This is a genomic window from Pseudomonas sp. ef1 (genome assembly GCF_007293365.2).
Taxonomy (GTDB): Bacteria; Pseudomonadota; Gammaproteobacteria; order Pseudomonadales; family Pseudomonadaceae; genus Aquipseudomonas; species Aquipseudomonas siliginis.
In genome coordinates this window covers 2,416,118-2,436,896 of sequence record NZ_CM129815.1, presented here as the reverse complement: position 1 = coordinate 2,436,896, position 20,779 = coordinate 2,416,118, and the positions used below count along the sequence as shown (strand labels likewise).

Annotated in this window: 17 protein-coding genes; 10 read left to right on the top strand and 7 right to left on the bottom strand. The window is 61.4% G+C overall.

Annotated elements, in window-relative coordinates; all coding sequences use genetic code 11:
* Positions 1-165: 165 nt before the first annotated feature.
* On the top strand, positions 166-2,457 hold the full coding sequence (gene bglX, locus FEE99_RS11015) for a beta-glucosidase BglX (protein WP_041478900.1): 2,292 nt from the start codon (positions 166-168) through the stop codon (positions 2,455-2,457).
* Positions 2,458-2,607: 150 nt separating this feature from the next.
* Here bglX and FEE99_RS11010 read toward each other — a convergent pair whose 3' ends face one another.
* The 5 genes from FEE99_RS11010 to FEE99_RS10990 all read right to left on the bottom strand — a co-directional run bounded on the left by FEE99_RS11010 (position 2,608) and on the right by FEE99_RS10990 (position 6,934).
* Positions 2,608-3,765 carry a phospholipase D-like domain-containing protein gene (locus FEE99_RS11010; RefSeq protein ID WP_041478901.1) on the bottom strand — a complete coding sequence of 386 codons (1,158 nt, stop codon included), beginning with the start codon at positions 3,763-3,765 and terminating at the stop codon, positions 2,608-2,610.
* A 1-nt stretch (position 3,766) separates the two neighbouring features.
* Entirely contained in the window at positions 3,767-4,357 is a 591-nt protein-coding gene (locus FEE99_RS11005) for a YceI family protein (RefSeq protein ID WP_039762684.1), read from the bottom strand.
* A 144-nt stretch (positions 4,358-4,501) separates the two neighbouring features.
* Positions 4,502-4,798, bottom strand: coding sequence for a hypothetical protein (locus tag FEE99_RS11000; RefSeq protein WP_041478902.1), 297 nt, complete (start codon positions 4,796-4,798; stop codon positions 4,502-4,504).
* Positions 4,795-5,874: a serine hydrolase domain-containing protein gene (locus FEE99_RS10995; RefSeq protein WP_041478903.1), complete on the bottom strand. Its 1,080-nt coding sequence runs from the start codon at positions 5,872-5,874 to the stop codon at positions 4,795-4,797. Before FEE99_RS10995 ends, FEE99_RS11000 begins: the two co-directional genes overlap by 4 nt.
* 181 nt (positions 5,875-6,055) lie before the next feature.
* On the bottom strand, positions 6,056-6,934 hold the full coding sequence (locus tag FEE99_RS10990) for an acyl-CoA dehydrogenase family protein (RefSeq protein ID WP_041478904.1): 879 nt from the start codon (positions 6,932-6,934) through the stop codon (positions 6,056-6,058).
* A 153-nt stretch (positions 6,935-7,087) separates the two neighbouring features.
* Here FEE99_RS10990 and olsB point away from each other — a divergent pair, with 153 nt between their 5' ends.
* Together olsB and FEE99_RS10980 are read left to right on the top strand one after the other, a co-directional pair.
* Positions 7,088-7,843 (top strand): L-ornithine N(alpha)-acyltransferase, encoded by a 756-nt coding sequence (gene olsB / locus FEE99_RS10985; RefSeq protein WP_016771324.1) that lies wholly within the window; start codon positions 7,088-7,090, stop codon positions 7,841-7,843.
* The gene (locus FEE99_RS10980) at positions 7,843-8,637 is read left to right on the top strand and encodes a lysophospholipid acyltransferase family protein (protein ID WP_041478905.1); all 795 of its coding nucleotides are present in this window, start codon (positions 7,843-7,845) and stop codon (positions 8,635-8,637) included. The genes olsB and FEE99_RS10980 overlap by 1 nt, the downstream gene beginning before the upstream one ends.
* 105 nt (positions 8,638-8,742) lie before the next feature.
* Here FEE99_RS10980 and FEE99_RS10975 read toward each other — a convergent pair whose 3' ends face one another.
* Positions 8,743-9,327 carry an acyl carrier protein phosphodiesterase gene (locus FEE99_RS10975; protein WP_041478906.1) on the bottom strand — a complete coding sequence of 195 codons (585 nt, stop codon included), beginning with the start codon at positions 9,325-9,327 and terminating at the stop codon, positions 8,743-8,745.
* Positions 9,328-9,495: 168 nt separating this feature from the next.
* Between FEE99_RS10975 and FEE99_RS10970 the strand changes: the two genes are divergently transcribed.
* The 3 genes from FEE99_RS10970 to FEE99_RS10960 are packed head-to-tail and all read left to right on the top strand — an operon-like array spanning position 9,496 to position 12,082.
* Entirely contained in the window at positions 9,496-9,798 is a 303-nt protein-coding gene (locus FEE99_RS10970) for an ArsR/SmtB family transcription factor (RefSeq protein WP_016771327.1), read from the top strand.
* Positions 9,799-9,832: 34 nt separating this feature from the next.
* The gene (locus tag FEE99_RS10965) at positions 9,833-10,999 is read left to right on the top strand and encodes an MFS transporter (RefSeq protein ID WP_016771328.1); all 1,167 of its coding nucleotides are present in this window, start codon (positions 9,833-9,835) and stop codon (positions 10,997-10,999) included.
* 33 nt (positions 11,000-11,032) lie between these two features.
* A complete protein-coding gene (locus tag FEE99_RS10960) occupies positions 11,033-12,082 on the top strand; it encodes an alkene reductase (protein WP_041478907.1) in 1,050 nt (349 codons plus the stop codon).
* A 211-nt stretch (positions 12,083-12,293) separates the two neighbouring features.
* Here FEE99_RS10960 and emhR read toward each other — a convergent pair whose 3' ends face one another.
* Positions 12,294-12,926 carry an efflux system transcriptional repressor EmhR gene (emhR, locus tag FEE99_RS10955; protein ID WP_016771330.1) on the bottom strand — a complete coding sequence of 211 codons (633 nt, stop codon included), beginning with the start codon at positions 12,924-12,926 and terminating at the stop codon, positions 12,294-12,296.
* A gap of 266 nt (positions 12,927-13,192) precedes the next feature.
* Between emhR and emhA the strand changes: the two genes are divergently transcribed.
* The 4 genes from emhA to FEE99_RS10935 all read left to right on the top strand — a co-directional run bounded on the left by emhA (position 13,193) and on the right by FEE99_RS10935 (position 20,611).
* The gene (gene emhA, locus FEE99_RS10950; protein ID WP_039762673.1) at positions 13,193-14,350 is read left to right on the top strand and encodes an efflux RND transporter periplasmic adaptor subunit EmhA; all 1,158 of its coding nucleotides are present in this window, start codon (positions 13,193-13,195) and stop codon (positions 14,348-14,350) included.
* Between the two features lie 3 nt (positions 14,351-14,353).
* A complete protein-coding gene (gene emhB, locus FEE99_RS10945) occupies positions 14,354-17,518 on the top strand; it encodes an efflux RND transporter permease subunit EmhB (protein WP_041478908.1) in 3,165 nt (1,054 codons plus the stop codon).
* Positions 17,515-18,975 (top strand): efflux RND transporter outer membrane subunit EmhC, encoded by a 1,461-nt coding sequence (gene emhC / locus FEE99_RS10940; RefSeq protein ID WP_024011945.1) that lies wholly within the window; start codon positions 17,515-17,517, stop codon positions 18,973-18,975. The genes emhB and emhC overlap by 4 nt, the downstream gene beginning before the upstream one ends.
* A 376-nt stretch (positions 18,976-19,351) precedes the next feature.
* On the top strand, positions 19,352-20,611 hold the full coding sequence (locus FEE99_RS10935) for an OprD family porin (RefSeq protein ID WP_041478910.1): 1,260 nt from the start codon (positions 19,352-19,354) through the stop codon (positions 20,609-20,611).
* The last annotated feature ends 168 nt before the right edge of the window (positions 20,612-20,779 follow it).

The window sequence follows — 20,779 nt, the reverse complement described above, 5'->3', positions numbered from 1 at the left end:
GCGACGGGTTAATCGGCTAAAAAGTGCCCTTCACGTTCACGTTGCCGCTGTCGGCTGCGGTTTTCCGGCTCAGGATTTTGCGCCGGCACCCGAACAACAATAGTCGCTCCCTACATTTTGGCTGGCCGGTGTTACATCACCGTTTGGGCTCTAGAGAAAAAATTCATGAAGAAGCTGTGTTTGCTGGGTCTGTTCGTCAGCCTGGCCAGTCATCAGGTACTGGCCGCCACGACCCCGGTACCTTTGGAAAACAAGGACGCTTTCATCAGCAACCTGATGAAACAAATGACCCTCGACGAGAAGATCGGCCAGTTGCGCCTGATCAGCATCGGCCCGGAAATGCCCCGCGAACTGATCCGCAAGGAAATTGCCGGCGGCAACATCGGTGGCACGTTCAACTCGATCACCCGCGCGGAAAACCGTCCGATGCAGGACGCGGCCATGCGCAGTCGCCTGAAGATTCCGATGTTTTTCGCGTACGACGTGATCCACGGTCACCGTACGATTTTCCCGATTCCGCTGGCCCTTGCGTCGAGTTGGGACATGGACGCCATCGGCCAGTCCGGTCGCGTTGCGGCTAAAGAGGCCGCCGCTGACAGCCTCGACATCACCTTCGCGCCGATGGTGGATATCTCCCGCGATCCACGCTGGGGCCGCAGTTCCGAAGGTTTCGGCGAAGACACCTACCTGACCTCGCGCATCGCCAAAGTCATGGTCAAGGCCTATCAGGGCGAGACCCCGAGCGCCGCCGACAGCATCATGGCCAGCGTCAAGCACTTCGCCCTTTACGGCGCGGTCGAGGGCGGTCGCGACTACAACACCGTCGACATGAGCCCGGTGAAGATGTACCAGGATTACCTGCCGCCCTACCGCGCCGCGATCGATGCCGGTGCTGGCGGTGTGATGGTGGCGTTGAACTCGATCAACGGCATTCCGGCCACGGCCAACACCTGGCTGATGAACGACCTGCTGCGCAAGGACTGGGGCTTCAAAGGCCTGGCGGTCAGCGATCACGGCGCGATCTTCGAACTGATCAAGCACGGCGTCGCCCGCGACGGTCGCGAAGCGGCGAAGCTAGCGATCAAGGCCGGCATCGACATGAGCATGAACGACACCCTCTACGGCAAAGAGCTGCCGGGGCTGCTCAAGTCCGGCGAGATCGAACAGAAAGACATCGACAACGCTGTGCGCGAAGTGCTCGCGGCCAAGTACGACATGGGCCTGTTCAAGGACCCGTACCTGCGCATCGGCAAAGCTGAAGATGACCCGGCCGACACCTACGCCGAAAGCCGCCTGCATCGCGCCGAGGCCCGCGAAGTGGCACGTCGCAGTCTGGTGCTGCTGAAGAACCACAACGAAACCCTGCCGCTGAAGAAAGACGCGAAAATCGCGCTGGTCGGCCCATTGGCGAAAGCGCCGATCGACATGATGGGCAGCTGGGCCGCCGCCGGACGTCCGGCGCAATCGGTCACGCTGTTCGATGGCATGAGTTCGGTGATCGGCGACAAGGCCAACCTGATCTACGCCCGTGGCGCCAACATCACGGGCGACAAGAAGGTCCTCGACTACCTGAACTTCCTCAACTTCGATGCCCCGGAAGTGGTCGATGACCCGCGCCCGGCCAACGTGCTGATCGACGAAGCGGTGAAAGCGGCGAAGGATGCTGACGTGATCGTTGCAGCAGTGGGCGAATCCCGTGGCATGTCCCACGAATCCTCGAGCCGCACTGACCTGAACATCCCGGAAACCCAGCGCGAATTGATCCGAGCGCTGAAAGCCACCGGCAAGCCGTTGGTGCTGGTGTTGATGAACGGCCGTCCGCTGACGATTCTCGAAGAAAACCAGTCGGCCGATGCGATTCTGGAAACCTGGTTCAGCGGCACCGAGGGCGGCAACGCCATCGCCGACGTGCTGTTCGGCGACTACAACCCGTCGGGCAAATTGCCGGTGACCTTCCCGCGTTCCGTGGGCCAGATCCCGACCTACTACAACCACCTGAGTATCGGCCGGCCGTTCACCCCGGGCAAACCGGGCAACTACACCTCGCAGTATTTCGATGACACCACCGGCCCGCTGTTTCCGTTCGGTTATGGCTTGAGCTACACCACCTTCGCCCTGAGCGATATGGCGCTGTCATCGACCACCCTGAACGCCAGCGGCAAGCTCGACGCCAGCGTCATGGTCAAGAACACCGGCAAGCGTGACGGCGAAACCGTGGTGCAGTTGTACATCCAGGACGTCACCGGTTCGATGATCCGCCCGGTGAAAGAACTGAAGAACTTCCAGAAGATCATGCTCAAGGCCGGCGAACAGAAGGTCGTGCACTTCACCATTACCGAGGAAGACCTGAAGTTCTACAACGCCCAGCTCAAATACGCGGCCGAGCCTGGCAAGTTCAACGTACAGATCGGCCTGGATTCGCAGGCGGTGACGCAGCAGAGCTTTGAACTGCTGTAACAGCAAGCACACCGCCCCCCTGCACTGATCGTTCCCACGCGGAGCGTGGGAACGATCAAAAGCAAAAGATCGCAGCCTTCGGCAGCTCCTACAGGGTGTACACCCTGCCATTGTAGGAGCTGCCGAAGGCTGCGATCTTTTGATCTTGCTTCAACCGCGTCTATCGAGAATATTCACCACCAACCGATCCACCCAGCCCCACACCCGCTGCTTGATCCGCCGCCACAACGGTCGGCGCTGCCATTCCTCCAGGCTCACCAGCTGACTCAAGCCGAAGTCCTTCACAAAGCTCGCCTCCACCGCTGCCGTCAACGCCGGGTCCAGTGCTTCCAGATTCGCCTCCAGATTGAAGCGCAGATTCCAGTGATCGAAGTTGCACGAACCGATGCTTACCCATTCGTCGACCAGAACCATTTTCAGGTGCAGGAAACACGGCTGGTATTCGAAGATCTGCACGCCGGCCTTGAGCAGGCGCGGGTAGTAGCGATGCCCGGCGTAGCGCACGGACGGGTGATCGGTGCGCGGCCCGGTCAGCAGCAACCGCACATCGACGCCGCGCGCGGCAGCCTTGCGCAGGGAGCGGCGGATTTTCCAGGTCGGCAGAAAGTACGGCGTGGCCATCCAGATACGTTTTTGCCCGCTGTTCAGCGCGCGAAACAGCGATTGCAGAATGTCGCGGTGCTGGCGGGCGTCGGCGTAGGCCACGCGGCCCATGCCTTCGCCCTTGTCCGGTACGCGCGGCAAACGCGGCAGACCAAAATGCGCAGCCGGACGCCAGGCGCGGCGGTAACGGTTGGCGATCCACTGGCGATCAAACAGCAATTGCCAATCGATCACCAACGGGCCGCTGATCTCGACCATCACCTCGTGCCACTCGCTGACATCATGGCCCGGCGTCCAGAATTCATCGGTCACGCCGGTGCCGCCGACCACTGCCAGGCATTGGTCGACCAGCAGCAATTTACGGTGGTCGCGATAGAAGTTGCCGACCCAGCGCCGCCAGCTCAGGCGATTGTAAAAACGCAGTTCGACCCCGGCCTGGGTCAGACGCTGACGCAGATGCAGCGTGAACGCGAGGCTGCCGTAATCATCGAACAGGCAACGCACGCGCACGCCGCGCTCGGCCGCCGCGACCAGTGCCTGGACGATGGCTTCGGCGCAGGCGCCGGCCTCGACCAGGTACAGCTCCAGTTCGATCTGTTCTGAAGCTCCAGCGATGTGCTCGAGCATGCGCGGAAAGAACTGCGGGCCGTCGATCAACAGTTCGAAACGGTTGCCGTCACGCCAGGGGAACACCGCACCGCGCATGTCAGCGCGCCGTGAAAATCAGCACCGCACCCACCGGCACCGACAGACTGATCGCCGACAGATCGGCGAGTTTGCGCAGGTTTTCCAGGCCAGGCGCCAGATCGAAATCCTCGGCATTGATCACCAGCGGCTCCAGCGTGACCACCTGAAAGCGCCGATCATCCAGACGCGTGGCGAGCAACTCGGCCGGGTATTCGTGCTGCTTGCCGTGCAGGCTGACGGTCAGCGGCAGTCGCAACTCCAGCTGCGCGCCGGGGGCCAGATCGTTGATCGGGCGCAGGTCGATTTGGGTGGTGATGGTGGCTGCGGGAAACTGCTCGATCTGGAACAGCTCCTTGCGCATGCGCTCATCACGCAGGGGGATGCCGCTGTTGATCGATTCGAGCTCGACTTCGACCTCGGCGCGACCATTGGGGTCGACCTTGCCGTGCAGCACCAGAAAGCGCTGCACCTCCGACACGCTGGCATTTTTGGTGCTGACGAACGACAGCCGCGACGACTCGCCGTCCAGATACCAATTGGCCTGGGCCGGCAGCGCAGCGGCGGTCAACAGCAGACTGGCGAAGGTTGTATAGAGGGAGCGGTTGAACATTGAACACTCGTGGGGGCGATAAACCTGCACGAACCTTAACCGCCCTTGGGTTTATTGCAACATCAAGATCAAAAGATCGCAGCCTTCGGCAGCTCCTACAGGGGAACGCATTCCAAAGTAGGTGCTGCCGAAGGCTGCGATCTTTCAAGGCTGTAAGCGACAGCCCTGGCGTTCGCTCAGCCACTGCGCGCTGTTGCTGCGGCCCATGCCGCTGACGGTGATGGTTTTGCTCGAAGCGTCATCGGTAAAACCGCTGGTTGGCAGCCATTGCTTCACATAGCCACGGCAATACCCGGCGTCGTTGTTCATCACATAACGACACGAGCAATATTCCTTGGCGGTGTAGGCGCTGATGATGTCCGGGAAAGCCCAGAGGTTTTCCCGTTCATACCAACCCCAGCCGAGCAGCACGACCAACAGCAACAATAGAAAGCGCTTCATCGCCGCACCGCCTGCAACACGCGTTTGAGCAGTTCGTTGTGCCGGTAGCTGCCATCGCGGTCATCGCCGTAACGCACGATCACCAGTTTCTCGCTGGGCATCACGTACAGCGCCTGGCCCCAGTGGCCGAGGGCGGCGAAGGTGTCGGGTGGGGCGTCGGGCCATGGTGATGTGGCGCCGCCGACAGGACGATTGAGCCACCAATGGCCGCCGGGTACGGCTTCGTCCTGATGCGCCTTGTAGCCGGCAAACGGTGTGAGGTTGAACGCGAGCCAATCCTCGGGCAGCAACTGCCGATCGTTCCAGCGCCCGCCGCGCGCCATCAACAGACCGACCCGCGCCAGATCCCGCGCGGTGAGATAGGCATAGGACGAGGCGACAAAGGTGCCGCTGGCATCGCTTTCCCACACGGCGTGGCGAATGCCCAACGGCTCGAACAATGCTGTCCACGGATAGTCGGCGTAACGTGCTGGGCCGACCATGGTTTTCAGGGCAGCGGCGAGCAGATTGCTGTCACCGCTGGAATAACGGAAAGCCTGACCCGCTGCGGCATAACTGTCGTGTGCGGCGGTGAACGCGGCCATGTCGCGATGGCCGCGGGTGTAGAGCATTGCCACCACCGAGGATTTCAGCGGGGCGTATTCGTAGTCCTCCTGCCAATCCAGACCGGAGGCCCAGTTCAGCAGATGGCCGAGGGTGATCGCCGGGTGTTTTTCCAGCGCCGGGTAGAACTTCAGCGCTGGATCGTCGAGCTTGAACCGGCCTTCGCCGTAGGCCACGCCGAGGACCGTTGCCAGCAGGCTTTTGCTGATCGACCAGGTCAGATGCGGTGTCTGTGCAGTGGTCGGAGCGGCGTAGCGTTCGTAGATGATCTGGCCGTCGTGGATGATCAGCAAGGCGTCGGTGCGGATGCCTTCGCGGGTGACGTCGTTGCGGGGCGCGAAGGCGTAGTTTTCCAGCGCCTCGACGGCCGGGCCGGTGATCTGCGGGGCGATGGGCCATTGCTCATTCGGCCATTGTTCGGCCCGGACGGTGAGGCTGATCAGCAGCAGGAACAGGGACAGGCCTTTGAACATGGTGGGCGCTCAGGGAATGAACCTGTCGAGACTAGTCGGGGTTTATGACAAATTTTAGATGTTGGTCGTCCATGAAATTGCCATCGCTGGCAAGCCAGCTCCCACAGGGGTCCCAAGTGAACACACATTTCATGAACACCTTTGAAACCTGTGGGAGCGGGCTTGCCCGCGATGAGGCCAGTCAGGCCAACGCAAGAGCCTTGGCCAAGCGCTTGGCCCGGGCCCCTGCAGCCAATTGCATCACGCCTTGATCACGCTGCCACATCGCCGCCCACGCAGGATCACCCTGCACCAACGCCTGATCTACCTCGGTCTTGAGTGATTCAAACTGCGCAAACAACCCGCCCAGCAGCACATGCCCGGGCGGATTGTTCGGCGCTTGCCGACTGGCCTCGGCGCACCCGGCCAGCAGCGCCAGCAAACGCAGTTGCAGGGCCTGCGGCCAGTCGCTGTCCTGGCCGACGCCGTACAACCACGCGGTCATGGCGCTGAGCACGTAGACATCTTCAAGGGTGCGAAACGGTTTGACGTAGGCGTCCCAGCCATCGCCAGCGAGCAATTCGCACAGGACGCCGTCGAGGTACAGGCGGCCGTGGCTGATGTCCGGCATTAATGGCAAGGCGGGCAGTTTTTCCACCCTCACGCCGGGCTCGCCGGGATACACCACCGCCAGACTCAGGCGCGGTGTTTCGCCAGGCTCCTCATTGCGCGCAGCCACCAGTAACCAATCGGCGGCGTCGCCTGCGGTGACGAAATCCTTGCGCCCGCTCAGGCGCAAATCTTTCAGCCGCGTTTGCATATCGGCCGGACGCAGGCTGCGTTGTTCGGTCGCGCACAAGGCGCCGAGGCTCAGCGGCGCGCTCGGCCACAACATGCGCAGCGCCGCCTGATAACCCACCAGAAACGCCAGCCCCGGCGTCGCCATCCGCCGCCCGCCGGCCACCGCCAATTCGAACGGCGTGACGTTGCCCAGCGCCTGCAACAACGTTGCAAAGCCCTCGGCCAGATCAGCAGCGGCGGGCAAGCGTTCACGGCGGTGCAGCAGATCTGGCCAGGGCATGGGCGCCTCCTTGTGGGCTGTCATATAAGCATCACCGAACGTTCATGGCGATGACACCGGGGCTACATAGCCTGACTTTGCACAACACGGCTGCATAAAGAAAGTCGATCGGCTGCAACCCACGACGGGTTAAAGGCCCGTACGGAGATTCACATGACGCAAATCGCCCGCATCAGCGACACCGGCAATGAACGCCGCCTGCAAGCCGAACGCCTGATCGGCGCCGAAGCCTTGCAGCAAGCCCAGGCCCTGCGCTTCGCCGTCTTCAGCGGCGAGTTCAACGCCAAACTGAAAGGCGCCGAACTGGGTCTGGACATGGATGATTATGATGTTCACTGCAGCCACATCGGCGTGCGTGATCTGAACACCGGGCGCCTGGTGGCGACCACGCGTCTGCTCGATCACACCGCCGCCAGCAGCCTCGGCAAGTTCTATAGCGAAGAAGAATTCAGCCTGCACGGCCTCGCCCATCTGCAAGGCCCGATCCTGGAAATCGGCCGCACCTGCGTCGATCCGGCGTACCGCAACGGCGGCACCATCGCCGTGCTCTGGGGCGAATTGGCCGAAGTGCTCAATCAGGGCGGCTACAGCTACCTGATGGGTTGCGCGAGCATCCCGATGCAGGACGGCGGCATTCAGGCCCACGCGATCATGCAGCGTCTGCGCGAACGTTATCTGTGCACCGAACACCTGCGCGCCGAGCCGAAAAATCCGCTGCCGACGCTGGATATCCCGTCCAACGTCATCGCCGAAATGCCGCCGCTGCTCAAGGCTTACATGCGCCTCGGTGCGAAGATCTGCGGCGAGCCGTGCTGGGACGAAGACTTCCAGGTGGCCGACGTGTTCATCCTGCTCAAGCGCGACGAACTCTGCCCGCGCTACGCCAAACACTTCAAGGCGGCGGTGTGATGAGCCGGTTGCGGGTGTACGCGCGAATCGCGCGAGTGCTGCTGGTGGTGACGCTGGGGCTGACCATGGCCAGCGTATTCGGCGTGTTCGAGCGCATTGGTCTGGCGCACTCGATGGAGCGGCGTCAGCGCTGGTCGCGCTTCTTCATGGCGCGGCTGAGCAACGCCCTGCCGTTTCGCGTGAGCGTGCATGGCGAGCTGCCGAAACAGCCGATGCTGTGGGTCAGCAATCACGTGTCGTGGACCGATATTCCGCTGCTGGGCATGCTCACGCCGCTGTCGTTTCTGTCCAAAGCCGAGGTGCGCACCTGGCCGGTGGCCGGCTGGCTCGCGGCCAAGGCCGGCAGCCTGTTCATCCGCCGGGGCTCGGGCGACAGCCAGTTGATCCGCAAGCAGATGACCCGCCATCTGCAGACCGAACATGCACTGCTGATGTTCCCCGAAGGCACCACCACCGATGGCCGTTCGCTGCGCACCTTTCACGGTCGCCTGCTGTCGGCGGCGATCGATTCCGAGGTGATGCTGCAACCGGTGGCGATTCGTTATCTGCGTGACGGCGAAATCGATACGCTGGCGCCGTTCATTGGTGACGATGATTTGCTCTCGCATCTGATGCGCCTGTTCAGCCATGACTGCGGCGATGTCCAGGTGCATCTGCTCAAGCCGATTGCCTGTCAGGGCCGCGAGCGCGCGGCGCTGGCGTTCGAAGCGCAGCAGGCGGTGCAGAAGGTGTTGTTTGGTGAGGTGGCGAAACCTGCCGAACCGCGTCGCGCAGGCGATTTGATCGCCGCCTGAAAATACAAATCCCCTGTGGGAGCGAGCCTGCTCGCGAAGGCGTCGTGCCATTCAGCATCTATATTGGCTGAGACACCGCATTCGCGAGCAGGCTCGCTCCCACATTCAGATCTTCAGTGGATCAGAGTTTTGTGCGAAATCCTGCAATTGCGGATAAAACAAGCTGAAGTCCTCACTCAGCGGCTCATACAACCGCCGCAACTCCGCCATTGCCCCGGCCAATTCCTCCGGCCTGGTCAGGCGTCGCGAGATCCCGCGCAGCACCTGTTCCAGCACCTCAAATTCGCGATACGAGCCCAGCCAGTCGTTGGCGACCATGTGCGGGGCGATCTTTGCCAGCCGCTCCGGCAATTGCCGTTCGCGAGACAGCACCTGATAGACGTCTGCGGTGAACTGCTCCAGCGGCCGGTCGGCATACAGCGTCCAGTCCCGCGCAAGACAATGATCGAAAAACACATCGAGGACGATTCCGGCATAGCGTCGGCGCGTTTCGGTAAAGCGGCCCAGGGCAGTGTCCACCAGTGGATGCCGATCGGTGAACACGTCAATGCGCCGATGCAGCGCAATCGCCGCCTCTACCTCCGGGTCGAACTGGCCTTGCAGACGACCTTTGACGAAGTCGCCATAGAGACTGCCGAGTAACTGACCGGGGCGCTGGCCGCCGAGATGCAAATGCGCGAGATAATTCATGAGCGCAGCTTAGCACTGCGGTCGCTCCTCCAGCATCCTCGTATCGTTATAACCCGATATAGCGATTTATGCGTTCGTCAGACCGAATTCATATTGGTATATCGTGATCCAACGATTTAAAGTTCGCTCCATCGCGATATATCGCCACTGCCACCACGAGCCCAAGCCATGAACCTCGACCTCGACGAAATAATAAAAGCCCTGGCGCACCCAGTACGGCGAGACATCCTCAACTGGCTGAAAGACCCGAAAGGCGAATTCCCCGAGCAGTTGCACAACCACGAATACGGTATTTGCGCCGGGCAGATAGATCAGCGTTGCGGCCTGTCGCAATCGACCGTGTCGGCCCATCTGGCGACGTTGCAACGGGCCGGGCTGATCAGCAGCCAGAAGGCCGGGCAGTGGCATTTCTTCAAACGTAACGAGGACGTCATCCAGGCGTTTCTCAGCACTCTCAGTAAAGAGCTCTGACCCTTAACGTCAGTCAGCCGACAAGGAAACCTGCATGCCCCTTTCGCTTCTCATCCTCGCCCTGAGCGCCTTCGCCATTGGCACCACCGAGTTCGTCATCATGGGCCTGCTGCCCGACGTGGCGGCGGATCTCGGTGTGTCGATTCCCGGCGCCGGCTGGCTGGTCACCGGTTACGCCTTGGGCGTGGCCATCGGTGCGCCGTTCATGGCGCTGGCCACCGCGAAGCTGCCGCGCAAGGCCGCGCTGGTGGCGTTGATGGGCATCTTCATTGTCGGCAACCTGCTCTGCGCCATCGCCAGCGACTACAACGTGCTGATGTTTGCCCGGGTAGTCACGGCGCTGTGCCACGGTGCGTTCTTCGGCATCGGCTCGGTGGTGGCGGCCAATCTGGTCGCGCCCAACAAACGTGCCTCGGCAGTAGCCTTGATGTTCACCGGTCTGACCCTGGCCAACGTGCTTGGCGTACCACTGGGCACCGCATTGGGTCAGGAAGCCGGCTGGCGTTCGACCTTCTGGGCAGTGACCGTCATCGGTGTGATCGCGCTGATCGGCCTGATCCGCTTTCTGCCGGCCAAGCGTGACGAAGAGAAACTCGACATGCGCGCCGAACTCGCCGCGCTCAAAGGCGCCGGCATCTGGCTGTCACTGAGCATGACCGCGCTGTTCGCCGCCTCGGTCTTCACCCTGTTCACCTACGTCGCCCCACTGCTTGGCGAAGTCACCGGTGTGTCGCCGCGTGGCGTGACCTGGACGCTGATGCTCATCGGTCTGGGCCTGACGGTCGGCAACATCATCGGCGGCAAACTCGCCGACAAAGGCATGGCCGCCACGCTGATCGGCGTGTTCATCGCCATGGCCGTGGTGTCCACGGTGTTGAGCTGGACCAGCGTTGCGCTGATCCCGACCGAGATCACCCTGTTCCTCTGGGCCACCGCGTGTTTCGCCGCTGTGCCGGCGCTGCAAGTCAACGTGGTGACCTTCGGCAAGGCTGCCCCGAACCTGGTTTCGACCCTGAACATCGGCGCTTTCAACGTCGGCAACGCCCTTGGCGCCTGGGTCGGCGGCAGCGTCATCGCCCACGGCTACGGCCTGACCAGCGTGCCACTGGCTGCCGCCGCGCTGGCTGTACTGGCCCTGCTGGTAACCCTGATTACCTTCCGCCAGAACGGCAATGCCGAGCTGGCCCCTGCTTCCAACTGATCAACTTCCTTTATTAAAGAGAGGCTTTTAGACATGGCGACTATTTTCGACCCGATCAAACTCGGCGACATCGAGCTGAACAACCGCATCATCATGGCCCCGCTGACCCGCTGCCGCGCCGACGAAGGCCGTGTGCCGAACGCGCTGATGGCCGAATACTACGTACAACGCGCCTCGGCCGGCCTGATCCTCAGTGAAGCCACTTCGGTAACGCCGATGGGCGTCGGCTACCCGGACACCCCGGGCATCTGGTCCAACGATCAAGTGCGTGGCTGGGCCAACGTGACCAAGGCGATTCACGGCGCCGGCGGCAAGATCTTCCTGCAACTGTGGCACGTTGGCCGCATTTCTCACCCTTCCTACCTGAACGGTGAAGCACCGGTTGCGCCTAGCGCCATCCAGCCAAAGGGCCATGTCAGCCTGGTGCGTCCGCTGGCCGACTACCCAACGCCGCGCGCTCTGGAAACCGCTGAAATCGCCGACATCGTCGACGCCTACCGCACCGGTGCCGAGAACGCCAAGGCCGCCGGTTTCGACGGCGTGGAAATCCACGGCGCCAACGGCTACCTGCTCGACCAGTTCCTGCAAAGCAGCACCAACCAGCGCACCGACCAGTACGGCGGCTCGCTGGAAAACCGTGCGCGCCTGCTGCTGGAAGTGACCGACGCCGCGATCGAAGTCTGGGGCGCTGGCCGCGTTGGTGTGCACCTGGCACCGCGTGCCGATTCCCACGACATGGGCGATGACAATCTTGCCGAGACCTTCACCTACGTCGCCCGTGAACTGGGCAAGCGTGGCATCGCGTTCATCTGCTCGCGTGAAAAAGAAGGCGCCGACAGCCTCGGCCCGCAACTGAAAGAAGCTTTCGGTGGCCCGTACATCGCCAACGAGAAATTCACCAAGGAAAGCGCCAACGCGTGGCTGGCCAGCGGTAAGGCTGACGCGGTGGCGTTCGGCGTGCCGTTCATTGCCAACCCGGACCTGCCGGCACGTTTGCAGGCTGATGCGCCGCTGAACGAGCCGCATCCAGAGACTTTCTACGGTAAAGGTCCGGTCGGTTACATCGACTATCCGACCTTGTAATCAGGCTGTAGCGCAGAAATAAGAAAGCCCCTGACTTGTGAGAGTCAGGGGCTTTTTGCTATTGGCGCAGGACAAGCGCAAGCAAACACCGTTTAACAACAGCGACACAATTTCCCTACAAAATCTGCGACTCGCTACGATTAAACTCCCCGCCGCGATCATCAGCCATGGCGGCTGATTGACATCCTGCCGGGCCATTGCGCATTTTGTTTCATTTGCGCAGGCTTGGGCTCAGGCGCAGCATGTCCAGCCCGGTGTCGACCCAGCGTTCAGCCTCGGCATGCAGTTCGAAGCTGTCCGGGGCCAGCAGCCAGCCGTACAGCAGGCCGTCGATGTAGGCATGAATGCTGATGGCCGCGCGGGCAGTGTCGAGATCTTCCGGCAACTGGCCGCGATTCACCGCATTACGCAGGGTCAGGCCGATGCGCAGATTGCAATCGAGACTGGCCGTCCGGCGCTGCTGGCGCAGATCGCACATTTCATCGGTGAACTCGCACTTATGAAACAGAATTTCGTTGATGCGCCGGGTTTTCGGGTCCAGTGCAACTTGATGAAACAAATGAATCAGCAACTGTCGCATGCAGCCCAGCGGGTCCGGTTCGTCCTCGCTTTCGCTGGCCTTGGCCAGTTCATCCAGCGGTTCGTGCAGGCTGTCGAGCATCGCCTGGACCAGATCGGCCTTGTTGCTGAAATGCCAGTAGATGGCGCCACGCGTCACGCCGGCGAGGGTCGCGATGTCCGCCAGGGTGGTGCGGGCAACCCCCCTTTCATAGAAGGCTTTCTCGGCCGCTTCCAGAATCTGGCTGCGGGTTTCCTGAGCTTCCTCTTTGGTACGACGGACCATGGCAGTAAAACCTCAAACAGGATGTTTCAGGGATGGCTGAATATCCGCTGAATAAAGAGGGGGCGATCTCTCGTGAATCGACTCCCCGGCCTACAATTTCAAACCTTGCGACGACTTTTGTATCAGGGTGGGTACGCGGCGCAGGTGTTTACAAACAACCATGAACGTAAGTATATTACTTAGCAAGCTACTTATCCACCCGGTGCCCGATTTTTACTCTTTCACACTTCTTGTGCGCTTCATGCGCGCCTGACCCGAGGATCTTCATGCAATTCAAGCCAGCTGTTACCGCTCTGGTCACTGCCGTCGCCCTGGCATCGCTGCTCAGCGGATGTAAAAAGGAAGAAGCGGCCCCTGCCGCTCCGCCCCCTCAGGTCGGCGTCGTCACCCTGCAACCACAAGCCTTTACCCTGACCTCGGAACTTCCGGGCCGCACCAGTGCGTTCCGCATCGCTGAAGTTCGCCCACAGGTCAACGGCATCATTCTCAAACGTCTGTTCAAGGAAGGCGCCGACGTCAAAGCCGGTCAGCAGCTTTATCAGATCGATCCGTCGGTCTATGAAGCGACGCTGAAAAGTGCCGAAGCCAACCTGCGTTCGACCAAGTCCATCTCCGACCGCTACAAGCAACTGGTCGACGAACAAGCCGTAAGCCGTCAGGAATACGACACCGCATTGGCCAACCGCCTGCAATCGGAAGCGTCGCTTCAGACTGCGCAGATCAACGTGCGTTACACCAAGGTCTATGCGCCGATCTCCGGCCGTATCGGCCGTTCTTCGGTGACCGAAGGCGCACTGGTCAGCAATGGCCAGGCCGATGCAATGGCAGTGATTCAGCAGCTCGATCCGATCTATGTCGACGTGACCCAGTCGTCGGTGGAACTGCTGGAACTGCGCCGCGAACTGGAAAGCGGCCGTCTGCAGAAGGCTGGCGACAACGCCGCCGCAGTCAAGCTGACCCTGGAAGACGGCAGCCAGTACAAGCTCGACGGCAAGCTGGAATTCTCCGAAGTCTCGGTTGACCAGACCACCGGCTCGGTGACCCTGCGCGCCGTGTTCCCCAACCCCGATCACACCCTGCTGCCAGGCATGTTCGTCCACGCCCAGTTGCAGGCCGGCGTCAACAGCGCAGCGATCCTCGCGCCACAGCAAGGCGTGACCCGCGACCTCAAAGGCACCCCGACCGCACTGGTCGTCGGCGCCGACAACAAGGTCGAGCTGCGTCAGCTCAAGGCCAGCCGCACCGTCGGCAGCCAGTGGCTGATCGAAGACGGCCTGAAAGCCGGCGATCGTCTGATCACCGAAGGGCTGCAGTACGTCAAACCGGGCGTCGAGGTCAAAGCGACCGAAGCGACTAACGTCGGCACCAAGAACCCGGCCCCCGCACAGGCAGCTGACAAAGCCGCCGGCGGCAAAGGGGAGTAACCCATGTCAAAATTCTTCATCGACCGTCCGATTTTCGCCTGGGTAATTGCCCTGGTGATCATGCTGGTCGGGGCACTTTCGATCCTGAAATTGCCAATCAACCAATACCCGAGCATCGCGCCGCCGGCCATTGCGATCCAGGTAACCTACCCAGGTGCTTCCGCACAAACCGTGCAGGACACCGTGGTACAGGTCATCGAGCAACAGCTCAACGGTATCGACAACCTGCGTTATGTGTCGTCGGAAAGTAACTCCGACGGCAGCATGACCATCACCGCGACCTTCGAGCAAGGCACCAACTCCGACACGGCGCAGGTCCAGGTCCAGAACAAGCTGAACCTGGCCACCCCGCTGCTGCCGCAGGAAGTGCAGCAACAAGGTATCCGCGTGACCAAGGCAGTGAAAAACTTCCTGCTGGTGATCGGCGTGGTGTCGCGTGATGGCAGCATGAGCAAGGACGACCTGTCCAACTACATCGTGTCGAACATGCAGGACCCGATCTCTCGGACCGCCGGTGTCGGTGACTTCCAGGTCTTCGGTGCGCAGTACGCGATGCGTATCTGGCTCGACCCGGCCAAGTTGAACAACTTCAACCTGACCCCGGTCGACGTGAAAAACGCGATTGCCGCGCAGAACGTCCAGGTGTCGTCCGGTCAGCTCGGTGGCTTGCCTGCCGTGCAGGGCCAGCAACTGAACGCGACGATCATCGGCAAGACCCGTCTGCAGACCGCTGAGCAGTTCAAGGAAATCCTGCTCAAGGTCAACAAGGACGGCTCGCAGGTTCGCCTCAAAGACGTGGCTGAAGTCGGCCTCGGCGGCGAGAACTACGCGATCAGCGCCCAGTTCAACGGCAGCCCGGCGTCCGGTCTGGCGGTGAAACTGGCCAACGGCGCCAACGCCCTCGATACCGCCAAAGCGCTGCGCAACACCATCGACAGCCTCAAGCCGTTCTTCCCGCAAGGCATGGAAGTGGTGTTCCCGTACGACACCACCCCGGTGGTGACCGAGTCGATCAAAGGCGTGGTGCACACCCTGGTCGAAGCGATCGCGCTGGTGTTCCTGGTGATGTTCCTGTTCCTGCAGAACTTCCGCGCCACCGTCATCACCACGATGACCGTGCCGGTGGTACTGCTCGGTACGTTCGGCATCCTCGCCGCCGCCGGTTTCAGCATCAACACCCTGACCATGTTCGGCATGGTGCTGGCCATCGGTCTGCTGGTGGACGACGCCATCGTCGTGGTGGAAAACGTCGAGCGGGTGATGAGCGAAGAAGGCTTGTCACCGAAGGAAGCGACGAAGAAATCCATGGGCCAGATCCAGGGCGCGCTGGTCGGTATCGCCCTTGTGCTCTCGGCGGTACTGCTGCCGATGGCATTCTTCAGCGGCTCCACTGGTGTGATCTACAAGCAGTTCTCGATCACCATCGTTTCGGCGATGGCCCTGTCGGTGCTGGTTGCCCTGATCTTCACCCCGGCGCTGTGCGCGACCATGCTCAAGCCGATTCCGAAAGGCGAGCACGGTACTCCGAAGAAAGGTTTCTTCGGCTGGTTCAACCGTAACTTTGACCGTGGCGTACGCAGCTACGAGCGCGGCGTCGGCAACATGCTGACCCGCAAGGCGCCGTACCTGCTGGCGTATCTGCTGATCGTCGTGGGCATGATCTGGCTGTTCACCCGCATCCCGACCGCGTTCCTGCCGGAAGAAGACCAGGGCGTACTGTTCGCCCAGGTGCAGACCCCGGCCGGTTCCAGTGCCCAGCGCACGCAGGTGGTCGTGGATGAAATGCGTGAGTATCTGCTGCGTCCGAACAAGGACGGCGGTGAAGCGGACGCGGTGGCTTCGGTGTTCACCGTGACCGGCTTCAACTTCGCCGGCCGTGGGCAGAGCTCGGGTATGGCGTTCATCATGCTCAAACCGTGGGGCGAACGTAACGCCGACAACAGCGTGTTCAAGCTCGCCGCGCGTGCCCAGCAACACTTCTTCAGTTTCCGTGACGCGATGGTGTTTGCCTTCGCCCCGCCAGCGGTTCTGGAATTGGGTAACGCCACCGGTTTCGACGTGTTCCTGCAAGACCGCGCCGGTATCGGTCACGAAAAACTGATGGAAGCGCGTAACCAGTTCCTCGGCATGGCGGCGCAAAGCAAGGTGCTGACCCAGGTGCGTCCGAACGGCCTGAACGATGAGCCGCAGTTCCAGCTGGAAATCGACGACGAGAAGGCCAGTGCCCTCGGCATCACCATCAGCGACATCAACAACACCCTGTCGATCGCGCTGGGCAGTAGCTACGTCAACGACTTCATCGACCGTGGTCGGGTGAAGAAAGTCTACGTGCAGGGCCAGCCGGATTCGCGCATGAGCCCCGAAGACCTGAAGAAGTGGTACGTGCGCAACGCCGAAGGCACCATGGTTCCGTTCTCGGCGTTCGCCAAGGGTGAGTGGGTCTACGGTTCGCCGAAACTGGCGCGTTACAACGGTGTGGAAGCGGTCGAAGTCCTCGGGGCTCCGGCGCCGGGCTACTCCACCGGTGAAGCGATGGCTGAAGTCGAAGCGATTGCCAAGAAGCTGCCGGCCGGTGTCGGTATCTCCTGGACCGGTCTGTCCTACGAGGAACGTCTGTCCGGCTCGCAAGCGCCAGCGCTGTACGCCCTGTCGCTGCTGATGGTGTTCCTGTGTCTGGCGGCGCTGTATGAGAGCTGGTCGATTCCGATCGCGGTCATGCTCGTGGTACCGCTGGGGATCATCGGTGCACTGATGGCTACCAGCCTGCGCGGTCTGTCCAACGACGTGTACTTCCAGGTGGGCTTGTTGACGACCATCGGTCTGGCGGCTAAAAACGCCATTCTGATCGTCGAATTCGCCAAGGAACTGCATGAACAGGGACGCAGCCTGCGCGAGGCGGCAATCGAAGCCTGCCGCATGCGTCTGCGCCCGATCATCATGACCTCGCTGGCCTTCGTTCTCGGTGTTGTGCCGCTGGCGATTTCCACCGGCGCCGGTTCAGGCAGTCAGCACGCGATCGGTACCGGCGTGATTGGCGGTATGCTCACGGCCACGATCCTGGCGATCTTCTGGGTCCCACTGTTCTTCGTTACTGTGTCGTCCATCGGTCAGCGTAAAAAGACCGACGCGGATGAGACTACTGAAACTCCTAAAGAGGCTGGCCAATGAGCAAGTCGCTACTCTCCATCGCAGTCGCTGCCTTCGTGCTGAGCGGTTGCTCGCTGATACCTGACTATCAGCAGCCTGAGGCTCCGGTCGCAGGCCAGTACCCGCAGGGGCCGGCATATTCGCCGGCCCAGGCTCCGGCGCAAGCCGCTGCCGAACAGGGCTGGAAGCAGTTTTTCCATGACCCGGCCCTGCAACAGCTGATCCAGGTCGCCCTGGAAAACAACCGCGACCTGCGTGTCGCGGCGCTGAACATCGACGCTTACGCGGCGCAGTACCGCATCCAGCGCGCCGACCTGTTCCCGGCAGTGTCAGCCAATGCCGCCGGCAGCCGCCAGCGTCTGCCGGCCCGTGCCTCGCAGACCGGCGAGTCGATGATCAGCAGCTCCTACTCGGCTACCGTCGGCGTCAGCGCCTACGAACTCGACCTGTTCGGTCGGGTGCGCAGCCTGAGCGAGCAAGCGCTGCAACAGTACTTCGCTACCGAAGAAGCACGCCGCAGTACGCAGATCAGTCTGGTCGCCAACGTCGCCAATGCCTACCTGACCTGGCAGGCGGACAAGGAACTGCTCAAGCTGACGCAGGACACCCTCGGTGCCTTCGAAGAAAGCTACAAGCTGACCAGCCGCAGCAACGAAGTCGGTGTGGCCTCGGCGCTGGATCTGGCACAGTCGCGCACTTCCGTGGAAAACGCCCGGGCACAATTGGCGCGTTATACCCGCCAGGTCGCGCAGGACGAAAACAGCCTGACCCTGCTGCTCGGCACCGGTATCCCGGCCAATCTGCAAGCCGCCAAACCGCTGTCTGATGACCTGCTCAGCGACGTACCGGCCGGTCTGCCTTCGGACCTGCTGCAACGTCGTCCGGACATCCTCCAGGCCGAGTACAACCTGAAGGCGGCCAACGCCAACATCGGTGCGGCCCGTGCAGCGTTCTTCCCGAGCATCAGCCTGACCGCCAACGCGGGCAGCCTGAGCCCGGACCTGTCCGGCCTGTTCAAGGGCGGTTCGGGGACGTGGCTGTTCCAGCCGCAGATCAACCTGCCGATCTTCAACGCCGGCAGCCTGCGCGCCAGCCTCGACTACGCCAAGATCCAGAAGGACATTGGCGTGGCGAACTACGAGAAGTCCATCCAGACCGCCTTCCAGGAAGTCGCCGACGGCCTCGCCGCCCGCCAGACCTACACCGAGCAGTTGCAAGCGCAGCGTGACTTCGTGCAGGCCAACCAGGATTACTACCGCTTGGCCGAACGTCGCTATCGCATCGGCGTCGACAGCAACCTGACCTTCCTCGATGCCCAGCGTCAGTTGTTCAGCGCACAACAAGCGCTGATCACCGACCGCCTCGCGCAGTTGACCAGTGCGGTCAACCTGTACAAGGCCCTGGGCGGTGGCTGGAATGCGCAGACCGCGCAGAACGAAGCGCTGAAAGAAGAAGCGCCGAAGATGAAGCTGTTCTGATCCTCGGCTGAATACATCAAGCCCACCATATTGGTGGGCTTTTTGTTTTTTGAAGATCAAAAGATCGCAGCCTTCGGCAGCTCCGACATTTGAAATGCGTTGCCCTGTAGGAGCTGCCGGAGGCTGCGATCTTTTGATCTTCAATGCTGTTCGATAATCGCCCAAAACCCGCTTTTCCCAATTGAATCCAAACATCCGCCCCCCGCACCATTCGCTCCACAAAACCAATAACAACAGGTTCGACACCATGCTCCCGCGCCCTGCCCCGTCCGGCTGATTGCCATCGTTTCACCCCTGAATACTTTCCAGGTCTGCACCCCGAAAACCGGCCGCAGCGCACCCGTTCGCCCTAAAAAAACAAGAGAGACCCAAGTCCATGACAGTTTTCCCTGTGCCCTACGCATTGCCCGCTGTGATCGCCCTGGCCATCGCCGGTCTGGCCCTGCCGGCAAGCGCCGAAGAAGGCGGCTTCGTTGAAGGCGCCAAGGTCAACCTGAACCTGCGCAACTTCTATATCAACCGCAACTTCACCAACCCGACCAAAACCCAGGGCAAGGCTGAAGAATGGACGCAGAGTTTCATCCTCGACGCCAAATCCGGCTTTACCCAAGGCACCGTCGGTTTCGGCATGGACGTACTCGGGCTGTATTCGATCAAGCTCGATGGCGGTAAAGGCACGGGCGGTACGCAGTTGTTGCCGCTGGACCATGACGGGCGCCCGGCGGACAACTTCGGTCGCACCAACGTCGCCTTCAAGGCCAGACTTTCGCAGACCGAGGTCAAGGTCGGCGAGTGGATGCCGGTATTGCCGATTCTGCGTTCGGACGACGGTCGCTCGCTGCCGCAAACCTTCCGTGGCGGCCAGATCACCTCCAAGGAAGTCGCCGGCCTGACCCTCTATGGCGGCCAGTTCCGCGCCAACAGCCCGCGCGACGACAGCAGCATGAGCGACATGTCGATGACCGGCAAAGCCGCGTTCACCTCTGATCGCTTCAACTTCCAGGGCGGCGAATACCTGTTCAACGACAAGCGCACACAGATCGGCTTATGGAATGCGCAACTCAAGGACATCTACAGCCAGCAGTACCTCAATGTGCTGCACAGTCAGCCGCTCGGCGACTGGACGCTGGGCGCCAACCTCGGCTTTTTCTATGGCAAGGAAGATGGCAGCGCGCTTGCCGGCGATCTGGACAACAAGACCTGGTACGGCATGTTTTCGGCCAAGTACGGCGGCAACACGTTCTACCTCGGCCTGCAGAAACTGGCCGGCGACAGCGCCTGGATGCGCGTCAACGGCACCAGCGGCGGCACCTTGGCCAACGACAGCTACAACGCCAGTTATGACAACGCTCAGGAACGCTCCTGGCAGTTGCGCCACGACTACAACTTCGCCGCCATGGGCATCCCTGGCCTGACCCTGATGAACCGCTACATCAGCGGCGACAACGTGCACACCGGGACGATCACCGACGGCAAGGAATGGGGTCGCGAATCGGAACTCGGTTACACGGTGCAGAGCGGCACGTTGAAGGATTTGAACGTCAGATGGCGCAATTCGACCATGCGCCGCGACTTCAGCAACAACGAGTTCGATGAAAATCGCCTGATCGTCAGCTACCCGATCAGCCTTCTCTAACCACACATGCCCCACTGTGGGAGCGAGCCTGCTCGCGAAAGCGCAGCTTCAGTCGACATCTCTGTCGAATATGAAATGGCCTTCGCGAGCAGGCTCGCTCCCACATTTGATTCCCATCACAGATGCATGCCATTGGTCAGGCCATGTAGCGCTTTTGCGGGCGACAGT